This window comes from Bradyrhizobium sp. MOS001, assembly GCF_004634465.1.
Taxonomy (GTDB): Bacteria; Pseudomonadota; Alphaproteobacteria; order Rhizobiales; family Xanthobacteraceae; genus Bradyrhizobium; species Bradyrhizobium barranii.
The window spans coordinates 79,264-96,492 of the sequence record NZ_SPVJ01000032.1 but is presented as its reverse complement, the minus strand read 5'-3'; the positions used below and the strand labels follow the sequence as shown (position 1 = coordinate 96,492).

The 17,229-nt window shown below is 65.3% G+C and carries 16 protein-coding genes; 5 read left to right on the top strand and 11 right to left on the bottom strand.

Translation table 11 applies throughout. The annotated features are described in order from the left end of the window. Window positions 1-241: 241 nt before the first annotated feature. The 4 genes from phnE (CT676_RS29955) to phnC form a co-directional block, all read right to left on the bottom strand. Window positions 242-1,090: a phosphonate ABC transporter, permease protein PhnE gene (gene phnE / locus CT676_RS29955; protein ID WP_085400050.1), complete on the bottom strand. Its 849-nt coding sequence runs from the start codon at window positions 1,088-1,090 to the stop codon at window positions 242-244. Next, window positions 1,087-1,971, bottom strand: coding sequence for a phosphonate ABC transporter, permease protein PhnE (gene phnE / locus CT676_RS29950; RefSeq protein WP_085400048.1), 885 nt, complete (start codon window positions 1,969-1,971; stop codon window positions 1,087-1,089). Before phnE (CT676_RS29950) ends, phnE (CT676_RS29955) begins: the two co-directional genes overlap by 4 nt. 76 nt (window positions 1,972-2,047) lie before the next feature. Further along, window positions 2,048-2,983, bottom strand: coding sequence for a phosphonate ABC transporter substrate-binding protein (phnD, locus tag CT676_RS29945; RefSeq protein WP_063979768.1), 936 nt, complete (start codon window positions 2,981-2,983; stop codon window positions 2,048-2,050). A gap of 59 nt (window positions 2,984-3,042) precedes the next feature. Beyond that, window positions 3,043-3,852, bottom strand: a complete 810-nt coding sequence (gene phnC, locus CT676_RS29940; protein ID WP_085400046.1) for a phosphonate ABC transporter ATP-binding protein — start codon at window positions 3,850-3,852, stop codon at window positions 3,043-3,045. Window positions 3,853-4,026: 174 nt separating this feature from the next. On the opposite strand from phnC, the gene CT676_RS29935 reads away from it, so the two are divergent. Genes CT676_RS29935 through CT676_RS29925 form a run of 3 tightly spaced genes read left to right on the top strand, consistent with a single transcriptional unit; the run spans window position 4,027 to window position 6,605 of the window. Then, window positions 4,027-4,698, top strand: coding sequence for a chloramphenicol acetyltransferase (locus CT676_RS29935; RefSeq protein ID WP_085400045.1), 672 nt, complete (start codon window positions 4,027-4,029; stop codon window positions 4,696-4,698). Further along, complete coding sequence (locus CT676_RS29930; protein WP_085400043.1) at window positions 4,695-5,888, top strand: alpha-D-ribose 1-methylphosphonate 5-triphosphate diphosphatase; 1,194 nt, start codon at window positions 4,695-4,697, stop codon at window positions 5,886-5,888. Before CT676_RS29935 ends, CT676_RS29930 begins: the two co-directional genes overlap by 4 nt. An 18-nt stretch (window positions 5,889-5,906) precedes the next feature. Then, the gene (locus tag CT676_RS29925) at window positions 5,907-6,605 is read left to right on the top strand and encodes a DUF1045 domain-containing protein (RefSeq protein WP_085400041.1); all 699 of its coding nucleotides are present in this window, start codon (window positions 5,907-5,909) and stop codon (window positions 6,603-6,605) included. Between the two features lie 3 nt (window positions 6,606-6,608). Here the strand turns inward: CT676_RS29925 and CT676_RS29920 are convergent, their stop codons facing one another. From CT676_RS29920 to CT676_RS29890, 7 genes are all read right to left on the bottom strand, one after another. After that, window positions 6,609-7,217 carry a hypothetical protein gene (locus CT676_RS29920; protein WP_085965313.1) on the bottom strand — a complete coding sequence of 203 codons (609 nt, stop codon included), beginning with the start codon at window positions 7,215-7,217 and terminating at the stop codon, window positions 6,609-6,611. Window positions 7,218-7,300: 83 nt separating this feature from the next. Then, window positions 7,301-8,701 carry a selenium-binding protein SBP56-related protein gene (locus tag CT676_RS29915; RefSeq protein ID WP_071909224.1) on the bottom strand — a complete coding sequence of 467 codons (1,401 nt, stop codon included), beginning with the start codon at window positions 8,699-8,701 and terminating at the stop codon, window positions 7,301-7,303. Window positions 8,702-8,993: 292 nt separating this feature from the next. Further along, window positions 8,994-9,932 carry a dihydrodipicolinate synthase family protein gene (locus CT676_RS29910; protein ID WP_135215955.1) on the bottom strand — a complete coding sequence of 313 codons (939 nt, stop codon included), beginning with the start codon at window positions 9,930-9,932 and terminating at the stop codon, window positions 8,994-8,996. 117 nt (window positions 9,933-10,049) lie between these two features. Further along, entirely contained in the window at window positions 10,050-12,131 is a 2,082-nt protein-coding gene (locus CT676_RS29905; protein ID WP_135215954.1) for a methyl-accepting chemotaxis protein, read from the bottom strand. A gap of 121 nt (window positions 12,132-12,252) precedes the next feature. Then, a complete protein-coding gene (locus CT676_RS29900) occupies window positions 12,253-13,023 on the bottom strand; it encodes an enoyl-CoA hydratase (RefSeq protein WP_085400036.1) in 771 nt (256 codons plus the stop codon). 11 nt (window positions 13,024-13,034) lie between these two features. Then, window positions 13,035-13,484, bottom strand: coding sequence for a MarR family winged helix-turn-helix transcriptional regulator (locus CT676_RS29895; protein ID WP_085400034.1), 450 nt, complete (start codon window positions 13,482-13,484; stop codon window positions 13,035-13,037). A 31-nt stretch (window positions 13,485-13,515) separates the two neighbouring features. After that, window positions 13,516-14,184 (bottom strand): TetR/AcrR family transcriptional regulator, encoded by a 669-nt coding sequence (locus CT676_RS29890; protein ID WP_085400033.1) that lies wholly within the window; start codon window positions 14,182-14,184, stop codon window positions 13,516-13,518. A 91-nt stretch (window positions 14,185-14,275) separates the two neighbouring features. Between CT676_RS29890 and CT676_RS29885 the strand changes: the two genes are divergently transcribed. Both CT676_RS29885 and CT676_RS29880 read left to right on the top strand, forming a co-directional pair. Continuing rightward, the gene (locus tag CT676_RS29885; RefSeq protein ID WP_085400031.1) at window positions 14,276-15,535 is read left to right on the top strand and encodes an HlyD family secretion protein; all 1,260 of its coding nucleotides are present in this window, start codon (window positions 14,276-14,278) and stop codon (window positions 15,533-15,535) included. Then, on the top strand, window positions 15,483-17,096 hold the full coding sequence (locus CT676_RS29880; RefSeq protein ID WP_085400030.1) for an MDR family MFS transporter: 1,614 nt from the start codon (window positions 15,483-15,485) through the stop codon (window positions 17,094-17,096). The genes CT676_RS29885 and CT676_RS29880 overlap by 53 nt, the downstream gene beginning before the upstream one ends. Window positions 17,097-17,229: the final 133 nt, after the last annotated feature.

Genomic DNA, 17,229 nt, shown 5'->3' with positions numbered 1-17,229 from the left:
CTTCCACAAAGCTCGGCTGTCCCGTCCGCTTGACCGCCATCGCTACCCTCCAAGGCTTTGCCCTAGGGAATCACAATTGACGAATTACGCAACAGGCCCCTTGTGGGAGAGGGTGGCTCGTCGCGAAGCGACGAGACGGGTGAGGGGTATGTCTCTGCAAACACCGATCTGAGTTTGAGGAGGCAGACCCCTCATCCGGCGCTTCGCGCCACCTTCTCCCACAAGGGGAGAAGGAAGAAAGCTACGCCACCGCCCTGCGCCCAATGATCGCAAACCGCAACTTGCTCGAGATGAAATCGATCGCGGCGACGGCGACCAGAATCATCAGGATCAGGAACGACACCCGCTGCCATTCCAGCACGCGGATCTGCTCGGCGAGCTGGAGGCCGATGCCGCCGGCGCCGACGATGCCGATGATCGTTGCCGAGCGCGTGTTGGATTCGATGAAATAGAGCACCTGGCCGGCGATCACGGGCAGCACCTGCGGCAGCAGGCCGAAGCGGATTTCGTGCAAAGCACTGCCGCCGGAGGCGCGGACGCCTTCGACCTGCTTCTGGTCGGCGCCTTCGATCGCCTCCGAGAACAGTTTTCCGAACGCACCGAAATCCGACACGGCAATCGCCAGCACACCGGCGAACGGGCCGAGGCCGACGACATTGATCCAGACCAGCGCCCAGATCAGGGTGTCCACGCCGCGGATCGAATCCAGGAAGCGGCGAACCGGAAAACGCAGGATCTGCGAGGGTATGACGTTGCGCGCGGCCAGCAGGCTGACCGGAAGCGCGAACACCGCCGCCAGCGTCGTGCCGAGCAGCGCGATCGACAGCGTCTCGCCCAGCGCCTTCAGATAGACCGGCAGCGAGGAACCAGGATCGGGCGGGATCATCATCAGGCTGATCCAGCCGAGCTGGCTCAGCCCTGCAAAGAATCGCGACGGCGAGAAGTCGAGATCGACGAGGCCGTAGACCAGAATCGCAAACGCCGCGACGATCATCGCCGGCATCGCGAGCCGCGCCGAGGCGGGGCGGTCGAACACATCGGGGTAGCGTGCGCGAAGCTCTCGCGTGTCGACCTCCTGCGGTCTCGTCACGTCCGCGCCTCCTTGCCGAACAGACGGCCGCGCAGCCAGCCCGTGCTGATGTCGATGATGAAGACCGTGATGATGATGGTGAGCAGGATGGCACTGACGTCGGAGTAATAGAACTTGCGGATGGCGACGACGAGCTCCTGGCCGATGCCGCCGGCACCGACGAAGCCCATGACCGAGGCCTCGCGGACGTTGATCTCGAAGCGCAGCAGCGCATAGCTGGCATAGCCCGCGGTCACCTGCGGCACCACGGCGAAGCGCATGCAGGAGAGCCAGCTCGCGCCGGTCGAGCGGATGCCTTCAACCGGCTTCATGTCGGCATTCTCAACGATCTCGGAGAACAACTTGCCGAGCGCGCCGGTGGAGTGGATCGCGATCGCGAGCACGCCGGCCATCGGCCCGAGGCCGAAGGCGATCACGAAGATCAGCGCGAAGACGATGCCCGGCACGGTGCGGGCGAATTCGAGCAGGCGGCGCACCACGAAGCGCAGCCAGGGCAACGGTGAGGTGTTCTCAGCCGCGAAGAAATTCAAGGCGAAGGCCAAGGTCGCGCCGATCAGCGTGCCGACATAGGAGATCAGCAACGTCTCGCCCAGCATCTTCAGCCATTTGCGCCAGCCCCACAGCCATTCGCCGGCATCGGTCCAGACCCGCTGGCCGCTCTCGAGCGTGAGAATGCGGTCGAAATAGCTGATGAAATTGCCGAAATGGGCGAAGAAGGTGCGCAGGTTCACTTCCGCGCCGATCGCGGCAAGAAATAGCGCTGCGGCAAAGATCACCAGCCCCAACAGGAGTCGGAGCCGCTTGCGCGCGACCGCCTGGCGATAGGCCGCGTTCAGCACGGCGAGCTGCTGCTCGGGGAGGATCGAAACCGCGACGGTCATCTGGCCAGGGAAGGTGGTCGATCAAAGAGAAAGAGCCGGGTCCATCGACCCGGCTCCAGTGCTATCGTCCCGAAACTCAGGACGCCTTCTTCTTACGCAGTGCATCGACGAACTTGATCAGCTCGATCGTGCCATCCCAGTCCTTGGTGGTGGCGGGATGGAAACCCTTCTTCTGGCCGTCCTGGAGGCGATCGAAGGCCGCCTTGTCCTTGGCCGGCGCGTCGAAGAACGCCTTGGCGATCGCCGCCTTGGCATCTTCCGGCAGGTCGGAATTGTAGGCGTAGGGGCCGTTGATGATCGGCGCCGACTTGTGGATGATGCGGAAATCGTCCTTCTTCATCGGCGAGCCGTCGGCATTCTTCAGCATGCCCTTGGTCAGCATCTGCGCCAGCGTGGAATCGTCATCGCTGGTCCACTGGTTGGCCGCAACGTCGACCGTGCCCTGCGCCAGCGCCAGGATCGCGTTCTCGTGGCTACCGGTGAAGACGACCTTGCTGAAATAGGTGTCGGCATCCGTGATGCCCATCTTGTCGAGCTCGAAGCGCGGCACATTGTTGCCGGAGGTCGAGTTCGGGTCGACGAGGCCGAGGTTCTTGCCCTTGAGCTGGTCGACGCTCTTGTAGGGGCTGCTCGCCTTGACGAAGAACACCGAGTAGTAGCCGGTCGAACCGTCGGCGTTGATGTCGTTGGCGAAGGCATCGGTCTTGACGCCGGTCAGACGGGCGCGGGCGAACGACGCCGAGCCGTAGCTGGCGATATGGATGTTGCCGGCGCGCTGGCCCTCGATGACGGCGGCGTAGTCGTTGGCGATGCGCAGCGTGACCTTCACGCCCAATTCCTTGGAGAGATAGTTCATGAACGGCGCCCAGCGCTCGGTCACGCCCGAGGCGTTTTCCGCCGGAATGACCGCGAAGGTCAGTTCGGGATATTTGGCTTTCCAGTCGTCGGCGGAGGCCGAAGTCGTGAACGCGAGCGCGGCGGCGCCGGCAAGAACCAGTCTGCGAGTGATCATGATACCCTCTTCATCGGTTGGGGTCGGTTGACGCAAAAATTGGCAGTTACAGGCGCAGCTCAGGCGGCCGCGGCCGTTCCGAGCGCCGGCACGCCTTCAGGCGCCGGCACAGGCATTCCGCCCATGACGTCGGAGGCTTCGAGATCGTAGAGCTCGCGCGCGACGTGGTCGGTCAATTCGGCCGGCGCGCCGTCGAACACCACGCGCCCCTGCGCCATGCCGATCAGGCGATCGCAATAGCTGCGCGCCAGATCGAGCGAATGCAGGTTGCAGAGCACGGTGATGCCGAAATGCTTGTTGATGCGCAGCAGCGCATCCATCACGATCTTGGTGTTGCGCGGGTCGAGCGAGGCGATCGGCTCGTCGGCGAGGATGATGTCGGGCTGCTGCACCAGCGCGCGGGCGATCGCAACACGCTGCTGCTGGCCGCCGGAGAGCTGGTCGGCGCGCTGGGCGGCGAGTGAGGCGATATCGAACTGTTCGAGCGCCGACATCGCCAGCGCCTTGTCGTGCTCGGGCCAGGTCTGCGTCAGCGAGCGCCAGGCCGGCATCGTGGCAAGACGCCCCATCAGCACGTTGGTGAGCACATCGAGCCGGCCGACCAGGTTGAACTGCTGGAAAATCATCGCCGAGCGCGCCCGCCACTGCCGCAGCTCCTTGCCGCGCAGCGCGGTGACGTCGAGGCCGTCGAACAGGATGCGGCCCTGCGTCGGCGTCGCCAGGCGATTGATCATGCGCAGCATGGTCGACTTGCCGGCGCCGGAGCGCCCGATCACACCGACGAAGCCGCCGGGGGAGATTTGAAACGAAGCGTCGTCCACCGCGGCTTTTGCGCCGAAGCGGCACGTCAGACCTTCAACCACCAGCATAGAGGGCTCCAGAGTAGCTGGCTGCCACCGCTAGCGCTGGCACTTGACACTTGTGTGACACCGGCGTTGCGGTGCGGCGATCCTACACACCTCTTCCCCTGTCATCGCATCGTCATGACATTGTCATCAGGCCGCTCGAAGAGGTACGCCCGCCCTCGACCTATCGGATGCAGCATGGCCGGCAAAACGCTCTCGGTTCAACCGACCATCGACCCTTCGGCGAAGCTGCATGAGACCAGGCTCGGCACCTATACCGAAGTCGGTGCGCGCACGATCCTCACTGAAGTCGCGATGGGCGATTACTCCTATGTCGTGAACGACGCCCAGATCACCTACACCACGATCGGAAAATTCTGCTCGATCGCGGCGATGACCCGCATCAATCCCGGCAATCATCCGATGCATCGCGCGACGCAGGCGCATTTCACCTATCGTTCCAGCGCCTACTTCGAAGGCGAGAGCGACGACACCGAGTTCTTCGACTGGCGGCGCCAGCATCACGTCCATATTGGCCACGACGTCTGGATCGGCCATGGCGCGATCGTGCTGCCCGGCCGCAACATCGGCACCGGCGCGGTGATCGCGGCGGGCGCCATCGTCACCAAGGACGTGCCGGCCTACACCATCGTCGCCGGCAATCCGGCGCGCATCGTGCGGCGGCGGTTCTCGGAAGACGTCGCCGGACGGCTGGCCCGACTCGCCTGGTGGGACTGGGATCACGACAAATTGCGTGAAGCACTGCCCGATTTCCGCAAGCTCGGGATTGAAGATTTCCTCTCGGCATATGAAGCACGGGCAAGCTCCCTCACCCGTTCCCCTGCCAGCAAACGAAGCGCGGTCGCTTGACAGACATCTTCCTTGAGGGCGGCCGGGCCCTGATCGGCTCCGAGCTCGTCGAAACTTCCATTCTGGTGTCCGGCGCGGACATTGCGCAGGTCGATGCCTCTCGCGGCCGTGCGCGGCTGGCGATCGATGCGCGCAACCTGCTGGTGCTGCCCGGCATCGTCGATCTGCATGGCGATGCCTTCGAGCGGCAGATGATGCCGCGCGCCGGCGTCGACTTCCCGATCGACGTCGCGCTCGCCGACAGTGACCGCCAGGCGATCAGCAACGGCATCACCACGGTGTTTCACGCCACGACCTGTTCGTGGGAGCCGGGCCTGCGCAGCGCCGGCAATGCGCGCACCCTGATGGAGGCGATCGAGCGGCAGCGCCCGCAATTCGCCGCCGATACCCGTTTCCACCTGCGGCACGAGACCTACAATCTCGATGCAGAGGCCGAGATCGGCCAGTGGCTCGCCGAGGGCCGCGTCGACCTGTTCGCCTTCAACGACCACATGGACGGCACCGTTGCCGACATGGCCAAGCCGCGCAAGCGCAACCGCATGGTCGAGCGCACCGGCCTCTCGGGCGAGGAATTCGACCGGCTGGTCGAGCGTGTGCTTTCGCGGGCCAGTGAAGTGCCGGCTTCCGTGTCGCGGCTTGCCGCAACTGCTCGCGCAGCCGAGGTGCGGATGCTCTCGCATGACGATGCGACGCCGGCGATGCGGCAGGAGTTTCGCGAGTTGGGCGCTGACATCGCGGAGTTTCCGATCAACGAGGAGACCGCGCGGGCGGCCGCGTCCGCGGGCGATGCCATCGTCTACGGTGCGCCGAACGTCGTGCGCGGCGGCAGCCATACCGGCTGGACCCGGGCATCCGACATGATCGCGAAGGGGCTCTGCTCGGTGCTGGCGTCGGACTATTACTATCCCGCGCAGCTGCTCGCCGCGTTCCGCCTTGTCGCCGACGGCGTGCTGCCGCTGCCGAAGGCCTGGGATCTGGTCTCTGCGGGACCAGCGCGCGCGACCGGCCTTGCCGATCGCGGCGTGCTCGCGGAAGGACGCCGCGCCGACATGCTGCTGGTCGACGACAGCGTGCCGCTGCGGCCGCGGCTGATCGCGGTGGTATCAGGCGGAAAGCTCGTGCATCTCACCGATGCGACGCGACTGCTCGCTGCGGCGGCGACGCCGCGCGAGGCTGTCGTTGCGGCCTGAACCGGTTATGCTCGGACGATGACAGATTTTCCCCGCTACGCGATCTATTTTGCCGCCGGCGCCGACAGCGCCCTCTCCCGCTTCGGCGCCGAGTTGCTCGGCTACGATGTCTACACCGGCGACGAGATGCCGTTCCCAGCCGACGCATCGCGTGTTGCGCCGGACTGGCGCGACGTCACGGCCGATCCCCGCAAATACGGCTTCCACGGCACGCTGAAGGCGCCGATGGCGCTGGCGCCCGGCAGGACTGAAGCCGAGCTCATCGCAGTCTGCGCCGCCTTTGCCGGCAAGGCGCGGCCGATGCCGTCAATCCGTCCGGTCGTCGACTCCATCAGCGGCTTCATTGCGGTGATTCCGACCGAGCCCGTGGGTACGCTCCAGCAGCTTGCCGCCGATTGCGTCCGCGAATTCGACGACTTCCGCGCGCCCATGACGGCGGAAGACCGCGCGCGGCGCAAGCCCGACAAACTCACCGAGCGGCAACGCGACTATCTCGACCGCTGGGGTTACCCGTACGTGATGGAAGAATTCCGCTTCCACATGACGCTGACGGGACGGCTGGATGCGGAGCGGCGCGGGCCGATCCTGGAGATGTTGCGCGCGAGGTTTTCGGCGCTCGGTCTCGAGACGCTGGCGATCGACCGGATCGCGCTGTTCAAGCAGGATGATGCCAGGGCGCGCTTCCGCTTTGTCGGCGAGTGGGCGTTGGCGAAGTAGGCCTCAGCGCCAGCTCGCGAGATTGAAGGCGAGCGCCACGGCGCCAACCAGAATGAGGCTGGTTGCCCAGATTGCATCCAGATTGAACCAACTTCGCGCGACGAACCTCAATCCCAGATAGCGGTAGACCAGCCACGCCAGACACCCGCCGGCACTGACCATGGCGACAACGTGCACCAGGGACACCAGCACCGCCATCCCGAGACTTGTCTTCAGAAGACTTGCCTTCATCAGCGCGCCCGCCGCCTCATGGCCGGCATCGAGCTCGAAGGCCTGGCAGAGCCCGAGATAGATCGGCACGAGCATCAAGGCCGCGCCGTGAGCAATGGCAACGGCGAATGACCAGAGCGCCAATTGCGTCGGCGGAATTCGTGCCAGCGTGCGCGGATGGCGTCGCTCGATCAGCCGATAGACGCCGAAGCCGATGACGAGAAGGCTCGCGCCGAGCTGGATCGAACGCTGCCACTCGGCCAGCACGAGCAGGAACGCAAATGGCAGCAGCACGAGAAGTGTTGCCAGGAGATGTCCGGCCGCCAGAGCCCACAACGCGCGGAACAGCGCGCGCGGGCTCTTGTCCATGAGCCCGGCCGACACGGCGAGCGGCCATCCCATTCCCGGATTGACCCCGTGATAAAGACCGCTCGCAACAAGAGCGAGCCACAGCCAGCCGAGCGGCCAACTCCCGTGCTGCCAGCCTAGGCCGACGGGTAGCAAAAGGAGTCCGTCGAACAATCGCCGCCCTCCAGCCTAATCTGGTGCGCGCGATATCCGTCGGGGAAGCTCACGAAATAGTCCTTGGCGAGCTCGAGGCCGCCGTCGCGACCGACATTGGCCATGACTTCCACGCCCGGAACCCCATCGGGATAGAATTGGTCATCCCAGGTGGAATACAGCGAATTGGTCCAGTACACGCGCTTGCCGTCGCGGCTGATCTCGACCATCTGCGGACCGGCCGCAAATGCCTTGCCGTTCGGATGGGGCGTGCGGCGCGCGATGCCGCCGATGTGAACCGAGCCCGCAAGCTTCGGCTTTCGCGGATCACTCACATCGTACTGGCGCATTTCACCCGTGCCCCAGCACGAGACATAGAGAAACCGGTCATCCATCGACAGGTCGATGTCGGTCACCAGCGGCGGCACGGCGCCAAATCCCTGCAGCAGCGGCGGGAGCTGCTCCTTTGGCGCGGGTTCGGGCGGAATCGTCGCCGTCTTCTCCGCGTGGAATTTTCCGCCTTCGCGCCACCAGGTCCAGATCGATGCTTCGAGGTTGGTGGTGTCGACCACAACGCCAACGAAGCCGTATTCGCGAACCGGATCGTGCGCGGGCCGCACCTCCAACGCCATCTGATGATTGGCGCCGAGGTCGATGGTCTGCACGTTGCGACGGGCGCGGAGATCCCAGAAGTGGAGACGATGGCCATATTTGTTCGCCAGCAGATCTTCCGCGACGATCCCGTTCTCGAACTGCGGCGGCAACGCCCATTCGCTCGTCACCATGTAGTCGCGCGGCAGGTTCCACCAGAAATCATAGTGCAGCGTCTGCGGACCGCGGTCGATCTCCCACCGCCCAAGGACCTCGAACGTCTCGCAATCCATGATGAAGACGCCTGGAGGCCCGTTGGTGCCGTCCTTGCCGCCGCCGCCCAGCGTGCTCACATAGACGCCGTCCGGCCCGCAATGGATGGTATGCGGCCGCGAGTAGCCGGTCTTCTTGAAGATTTCCTCGGGCTCGATGATCTTGTGGATTTTGGCTTTGGTCGGATCGGGCTTGGTATCGATGATGTAGATCCGCGACGAGCGTATCCCGGGGATGATGAGATAGCGCCGCTCGATGAAGGCATGTCCCGCGAGCGGCGACAAGGCGGAGGAGCAGGCGTTCCAGCCGAAGTGATGAAACTCATCGCCCTTGTTGGGCATCGTCACCGTGTGGACGATTTGGCTGTAGGTCGGCGATCCCGGCTTGACGTCGATGACCGCGAGAGCATCCGGCTTTGAGAAATCCGGACTGAGCAGCAACGTGTATGCAAAGTTCTCCGCTGGTGCTTCCATCGCCAGCTTGGGCGATGCGTGAAAGGTGGGATCCGGCCTCATCGTCATGGCACTGCCTCCCTGTTTCGTCGGCTCGCTCCAACCTGGCTCGGAATAGCGGCATAATGAAGAGCTGCTCAGCGACGTCTTGAGAAGCTCCGCGGACCTGGTTGGCGAGCGTGCAAGGAGCGTACAATATGTCATCGCCGGCGTGCGGAAAACCGCCCGAACCGCGCTAATTCGACGCCCTCAGCCAGACGGAAACCGGCGGGATCAGGCCAGCGCGCACCTCACACTCGGCATCGTCCCCGCGTAGGCGGGGACTGCCGAGAGACCTGGCGACTACCGAGTGGGTACGGCGCTACTTCCCCCACCGCAACGCCAGCGCATCCCGCTCCTTGGCGAGCTCCAGCAGCCCTGCCCGCGTCGCCGGGTGCAGCGGCTGGAGCGGATGCCGCACGGTGTCCGATTTGATCACGCCGCCGGCCTGCATCATGGCCTTGCAGGCGATCAGGCCGCATTGGCGGTTTTCGTAGTTGATCAGCGGCAGCCAGCGCTCATAGGCGGCCTTTGCCTCCTCGCGCTTGCCGGCGAAATAGGGATCGATGATCTGGCGGATGCCGTCGGGATAGCCGCCGCCCGTCATCGCGCCGGTGGCGCCGGCGTCGAGATCGGCGAGCAGCGTGATGGCTTCCTCGCCATCCCACGGGCCTTCGATATCCTTGCCGCCCGCCTCGATCAGGCTGCGCAGCTTTGCCGCCGCGCCCGGCACCTCGATCTTGAAATAGCGGATGTTGGCGAAGTCGCGCGCCAGCCGCGCGAGCAGCTCGACCGACAGCGGCGTTCCGGCGACAGGCGCGTCCTGGATCATGACGGGAATGTTGATCGCGCCCGAGAGCACCTTGAAGAATTCGACGATGCCCTTCTCGGGCACGCGGAAGGTCGCGCCGTGATAGGGCGGCATCACCATCACCATGGCGGCCCCCGCCGCCTCCGCCTGCTGGCTGCGTGCGGCGCAGACGGCCGAGCTGAAATGCGTGGTGGTGACGATCACGGGAACCCGGCCCGCGACATGCTCCAGCACCGCATGCATCACGGTTTCGCGCTCGGCATCGGTGAGCACGAACTGCTCGGAGAAATTGGCGAGGATACAGAGACCGTTCGAGCCCGCATCGATCACGAAATCGATGCAGCGGCGCTGGCCCTCGAGGTCGAGCTCGCCGCGCTCGTCGAAGATGGTGGGCGCAACCGGGAACACGCCGCGATAGGGGCGCTGGGCCTTGTGTGGGGTGACCGGCATCGAACTCTCCATCCTTGATACGTCTGTTGCTGCACTCCCGCAGCGGCACAGATGTACCCGCCGCGTGAAGCGGCGGCAATGCCGTTCGCGCGACGCCCAGACGGATGACGATCGAAGTTATGCGGTCTTCACGGCCCCCAAAAAGCCTTCGACCGCGACGCGAAGACGATCGGTATCGCCCGACATCTTCTTCACGGATTCGGACAGCACCGTGCCGGCGTTGCCGGTTTCCTGGTTGAGTCTCGCGACGCTGCCGATGGTGTCGGTGACCTCGCGGGTGCCCTGAGCGGCCTGCTGGAAGTTGCGCGAGATCTCGGTGGTGGCCGCGCGCTGCTCCTCGACGGCGGCTGCGATCGCCGTCATCTTCTCGTCGATGCCGCTGATGGCGCCCCCGATCGAGCGGATGGCGGTCACGGCCTGGCCCGTCGCGCTCTGGATCTCCTCGACCTGGCGCGAGATTTCTTCGGTTGCGGTTGCGGTCTGCGCGGCGAGGCTCTTGACCTCGCCGGCGACCACGGCAAAGCCGCGGCCGGCCTCGCCCGCACGCGCCGCCTCGATGGTCGCGTTCAGCGCCAGGAGATTGGTCTGGCCGGCGATGGCGTTGATCATCTTCACGACCTCGCCGATCCGGCTCGCGGTCTGATCGAGGATCTCGACCGTCGCGTTGGTCCGCTCGGCCTGCGACACCGCCTCGCGCGCCTCGCGGGCGCTCAACTGCACCTGTGCGGAGATCTCGCCGACGGATGCGGAGAGTTCCTCGGTCGCGGCCGCGATGGTCTCGAGATTGTTGGTGGCCTGCTCGGCTGCGGAAGAGACTGCCGCGGTCTGGCTGGTCGACTCTGATACCAGCGTGCGCACATCGGTCGCGGTGGCATCGAGCTCCCTCGCCGACGCCGCGACACTGTGGATCACCGCCTGCACGGTGTCGTCGAAGCTGCGGCATGCGTCGTCCACGGTGCCGGAGCGGGCGAGTTGCAACGCCTGCTGCGATTCGCGTTCCTGGCCCAGCCGCTCGGCGGTCGCCGCGCTCTCGCGCAGGCTCTCGAGCGCGGCAGCCATGGTGCCGAACTCGTCGGGATATCGGGATCGCGGCACGGGCGTCGCATAATCACGGGCGCCGATTCGCGCGATGGCGTCGAGGATGGCGCGGACCGGGCGCATCAGGCGATTGCGCACCACGTAGACGCCGGCGAGGGTCACGGCGAGCGCGAGCAGAAACGCGAGCGACTGCACGATGAGGTTGGTGAGCGCCTTGGTCTGCACGGCCTCGGCACGCGCGATCGACTGATCCAGCGCTTTGGTCGCGACCCCGACAATGAGCGGGAACGGCGACTGGCAGAGCGTATTCCACTCCGAGGCAGGCATCGCGGGCTTGCCGCTGCCGTCGAGATTCTTGGTGAGATCGCCGATCTGCTTCAGGACGCCATCGGTCTTGGTCTTCGCGTCCGACGCTGCCGTCACCAGCTCCGCCGTCACGTCGGGCGCAGCCAGCAACTCGGCCATGCCCGCCCAGCCGGAGGTGATCGTGCCATCCCATTGCGCCACCGACCGCTTCTGAACGTCGTCGAGCGGCTTGCTGCTGTTGATGTTCGAGCGAAGCGACGAACAATGGACCCCATAACGGTCGCGCACCTGCCAGGCGAAGCGGCGGACCTGGATCATGCGGGCGATGTAGGGATCGTTCATCCAGGCGCGGTTCGACACCGCGGTGGAGGCGAGGTTCGCTGTGTCGATGACCTTGGTGACGGCGTCGTACCAGGAATTGGTCCGCTCCATCTTGCGCTCGGCGCGCGGAAGCTTGGCCTCGTCGTAGAACAGCTGGAATTGCGGCGCGGCTTCGTTCCAGCGCTGCTTCAGCGTGCTGGCGAGCTCGTCGCGGCGTGCGAAATCGACGGTCGAGAGCGCGGCGCTGATCCCTTCATAGCCGCCCTGCTCGGCCTTCTCGGCTTCAGCGAGTTTTGCCTTGGGATCGTCCTCGCCAAGGATGGCGCTCTGGGCATCGCCACGATTGTTGCGCAACGCGAGCACGCCATGGAAGATCGCCTTGTCGGCAGCGGCGAGCCGCGCCGTCTCGAGACTGTCGCTGTAGCGACCGAACGCTCCGAACATCTGGATCGCCGTAGAGGCCAGCGCACCGGCGGCCAGCAGGGCCATCAAGGTCAGGAGAAGCGAGCTTACCGATTTCTTAAACATTGCCATGAGTCAGGGGGCCTGCATTGTACTGCCGGCCACCCTGCATCGCGACATGCCAAGGATCGGTTAAGGTTTTAGTCAAATTGCCGGAAGTGCCCGGTCTGTAAGCGGTTTAAGACTAGCGAAATCAGGCAACCTTGGTGAAATCCGGCGGCCGGCGCTCGGCGAAGGCGGTGAAGGCCTCGCGTGCTTCCGCCGTGCGCAAACGCTGCGCGAATTGCTCGCCTTCGGCCTGCATCTGTGCGACCAGCGCCTCGCCGTTGCGCATCAACTTCTTGGTCGCAGTAAGCGCGCCGGCCGGCTGGCGAGCGAGCCGCTGCGCGAGCGCAAGCGCCTCGGCATCGAGCTTGTCGAGCGGCACCACGCGATTGGCAAGGCCCCATTCCAGCGCCGACCGGGCCGGTACGGTCTCGCCCAGCGCGAACATCTCGTAGGCGCGGGCGTAGCCGATGCGTGCCGGCATCAGCAGGCTCGAGGCGGCCTCCGGCACCAGCGCGAGGCTGACGAAGGGCGTCGACAATTGCGCATTGTCGGCGAGCACGACGAGGTCGCAATGCAGCAGCATCGTGGTGCCGACGCCGACGGCGCGGCCCTGCACGGCCGCGACCAGCGGCCGGGTGCAGCGCGCCAGCGACTGGATGAAGCGCACGACGTTGCGGCTGCCTTCGGACTTGCCGGCTGCGACGGCGGCGAATTCGCCGACATCGTTGCCGGCGGTGAACATGTCACCCTCGCCGCGGATCAGGACCACGCGGGTGGACGGATCGAACTCGGCGGATTCGATGGTGTCGGCGAGCTTGCCGTACATCGCATCCGTCAGCGCGTTCTTCTTGTCGGGGCGCGCCAGCGTGATGGTGAGAATTCCATTGTTGTTCTCGATCCGGACGTGCTCGGTCATGGGTCTCTCCTTTAGTCGTCTGAAGGTCTTGGAAACTTGTCCTGAATGCTGGTCAGCCAGCGCGCGACGATGTCGATCTCCGCGCTGGTAAATCCGTCCGTCAACGCGGCGTTGATCTGCGCCGCGTCAGTCTTCGCCTGCGCCAGCACGGTGCGCCCCTTCGGCGTCAGCCATACGCGCCAGGCCCGGCCGTCCTCGCGATCGGCCCGCCGCTCGACCAGCCTCGCCGCAGCACTGCGATCGACGAGCCCTGAAATTCCGGCCGGCCCCATGTCGAGCGCCGCGCCTGCCTCGCCCATCAGCACGCCGTCCTGCTTGCCGAGGATGAACAACAGCCCCGCCTGCGCCGGCGTGACCTCGTTCTGCGGCTGCGCCGCCATCCAGCGCTGCAAACGGCGTTGCGCGACGTTCAGGAGGTAAATAAGCCGATGATGCCTCGCTGCGGCTTCTTTATTTCGCATGCGAAATAGATAGCCGAGCCGAACCGGATTGTCAAAGGGAGACGGCTACGGGGGCGCGGCAGCCATCGAGGAACAGGGCCGCGCAGGTCTGCACGCGGCGCTCGATCTGCTTGCGTGACGGCAGCGGCATGTCGCCATAGATCGCCGCGCGCTGCGGCGCCGATGCGACCATGCCGATCAGCATGCCGGCAACTTCCTCCGCATCATCGATGGCGATGCGCTTGCGCTTGACCTGGACGCGCAGCCAGCCCGCGAGCGTCCTGACGGTGCGGGAAATGCCGTTGTTGTAGAAGTTGGCGGCGAGCTCGGGGAACGCGGCGGATTCCTGCAGCACCATGCGCTGCAGCGCCACGACCTCCGGATCGAGTGCGAGATCGGCGCAGGCCAGCAGCGCGGCACGCAGGCCCGTCGCGATATCGACCTCGTCGCTTCCTTGCAGATCCACGGCGGAGAGCAGCCGCTCGAGCCTGTCCGCGCACATCGCCTCGAACAGTGCGGCCTTGCCCGGAAACAGGCGATAGAGCGTCTTGGTCGAGACGCCGGCGCGACGTGCCAGCTCTTCGGTGCTGGTCGCGGCATAGCCGTCGACGGCGAAGGCGTTGCGCGCTGCATCGAAGACGATCCGCCTCGTCTCCTCGTCGCTGCGCAGTTGCGGCCGCCCGCGGGGGCGGCATTCACCTGAAGGTTTTGCCTGAGCCATGCTTTTAGATGACGCCTGTCATTCCATTGACAATTCCAAAGCTAGTCTCATTTTGGAAATCGTCAAGTTTCCTAATTCAGGGGAGCCGGCCATGTCCGTCCACACCACCCCATCCGCTGCGACCCAAACCGCTATTCCAGCAACCGTGCCGGAGGGCGTGCTGCCCACCGCCCCGACCGGCATCCGCCGGCAAAAACTCAATCTCCGCAAGCTGTTGCTGATGGGTGCGACGATCGTCGCGCTGGCCGGCGCGAGCTGGTACGGCTACGACTACTGGACCGTTGGGCAGTACCTCGTCTCCACCGATGACGCCTATGTGAAGGCCGACAACACCACCATCGCGCCAAAGGTCAGCGGCTACCTCGACCGCGTCCTGGTCGGCGATAACGAGCATGTGAAGGCCGGCCAGGTACTCGCCAGGATCGACGATCGCGACTTCCGGGTCGCGCTCGACCAGGCCAAGGCCGATGTCGCCGCCGCGAATGCGACGGTGACGAGCAAGCAAGCGCAGCTCGAGGTCCAGCAAGCCGTGATCGCGGCGGCAAGAGCGACCATCGATGTCGACAATGCCGCGAAGGTTTTCGCGAAGCAGGAGAACAAGCGCTACACCGATCTCGCGGCAACGGGTTTCGGCAGCGTGCAGAACGCGCAGCAGGCGCAAGCGCGCGACGCCGGCGCAGACGCGGCGATCCAGCGCGATATCGCCAATCTCACCTCCGCCTTGAAGCAGGTCGATCTCCTCAACGCCGAGATATTGCAAGCCAGGGCCGCCGCCGCACGCGCGGCCGCACTCCAGCGTCAGGCCGAGCTCAATCTGGGCTACACCACGATCGTCTCCCCGATCGACGGCGTGGTCGGCAACCGCTCCTTGCGCGTCGGCCAGTTCGTGCAGGCGGGCACCCAGCTGATGGCGATCGTGCCGGCCGAGGGCGCCTATGTCGTCGCCAATTTCAAGGAGACGCAGCTGACCCACGTGCAGGCCGGCCAGGCCGTCGATATCGAGGTCGACACCTTCCCGGGTCAGGTCGTGCACGGCCACGTCGATTCCATCGCGCCGGCGAGCGGCCAGGAATTCGCGCTGCTGCCGCCCGACAACGCCACCGGCAATTTCACCAAGGTGGTGCAACGCATCCCCGTCAAGATCGCGCTCGATGCCGCGCACGGTCCCGCGATCGCGCTGCGCCCCGGCATGTCCGTGATCCCAACCATTGCAACACGTTCGACCGCGCCGACCGCCAATGCGGCCGCGGCGCCCAAGGCAAACGTAAAGGCGAAGCTCGTTTCCGGAGGGTCGTGCCATGTCAAACAGCCTCTCACTTTCGACGCCAGCAACACCGGCCGCGACGCCTGATCCGGCAATAGCCGACCCGAACCGCGCGAGTGCCGCGATCTGGATCGCCGTGCTCGCCGCCATGATCGGCTCGTTCATGGCGATCCTGAACATCCAGATCACCAACGCCTCGCTGGCCAACATCGAGGGCGGCATCGGAACCGGCGCCGACAACGGCTCCTGGATCTCGACGTCGTATCTGATCGGCGAGATCATCGTGATCCCCCTGACCGACTATTTGAGCCGCGTGTTCTCGTTCCGCCGCTACATGCTGGCGAGCGCGACGCTGTTCGCGGCGTTCTCGGTCGCCTGCGCCTTCACCCATGATTTGCCGTCGATGATCGCGATGCGCGGCCTGCAGGGCTTTGCCGGCGGCGTGCTGATCCCGATGGCGTTCACGCTCGTATTGACCAAGCTGCCGAAGCCGCAGCAGCCCGTCGGTCTTGCGATCTTCGCACTGTCCGTCACCTTCGCCCCCGCGATCGGCCCGACCATCGGCGGCTATCTCACCGAGAACTACGGCTGGCGTACCATCTTCTTCGTCAACGTGATTCCGACCGCGGTGATGGTGGCCGCGCTCTATCTGACGCTGGAGAAGCAGAAGATGCAGCTCAGCCTGTTGAAGGAAGGCGACTGGGCCGGCATCTTCACCATGGCGATCGGGCTGTCGGCACTGCAGGCCGTGCTGGAGGAGGGCAACAAGGATGACTGGTTTTCCTCGCCCTTCATCGTCAAGCTGGCGATCATCGCGGCCGTCAGCCTCACGCTGTTCGTCACGATCGAGCTCACGATCGAGAAGCCACTGATCCGGCTGCGTCTCCTGACGCAGCGTAATTTCGGCTTCGGCACCATTGCGATGACGATGGTCGGCTTCGCGCTGTTCGGCTCGGTCTATATCCTGCCCGCCTATCTCGGCCAGGCGCAGGGCTACAACGCCGAGCAGATCGGCAACGTGCTGGCCTGGACCGGCCTGCCGCAGCTCGTGCTGATCCCGCTGATCCCGAAGCTGATGCAACGCTTCGACACGCGCTATATCGCGATCACCGGCCTTCTGATCTTCGCCTATAGCTGCTTCATGAACACGGCGATGTCGCCGGACTATGCCGGCGACCAGCTCTGGATTCCGAACATCGTGCGTGCCGTGGGACAGGCCATGGTGCTGACGCCGCTGACCTCGGTGCTGACAGGCGGCATCGCGCCGCAGGACGCGGCCGCGGCCTCCGGCATCAGCAACATGTTCCGCAATCTCGGCGGCGCGATCGGCACGGCGACGCTCGCGACCATCATCACCAAGCGCGAGCAGTTCCACTCCAACATCATCGGCCAGTCGGTCACGCTCGGCCGCGAGGAAGTCCGCACCCGCATCGCGCAGATGACGGATTACTTCATGGCCCACGGCGTGCCCGACCCCCACGCCGCGCGCGAGCAGGCCATCATCGCGCTCGGCAAGACGGTCAAGCGCCAGGCGCTGGTGATGGGCTATTCCGACGCCTTTGCCGTGATCGGCATCGTGCTGGTGATCGCCGCGATCGCGGTGCTGCTGACGCGGCGCGTGAAGGCGGCCGGTGGGCCGGTGCATTAGGCTCTTCTTCCCCCTCTCCCCGTTCTTACGGGGAGAAGGTCGGGGTGAGGGGCCTCTCTCCACACGTGAGATCGTCGAGGGACCTGTACCCCCTCACCCGGATCGCAAGAGCGATCCGACCTCTCCCCGCAAG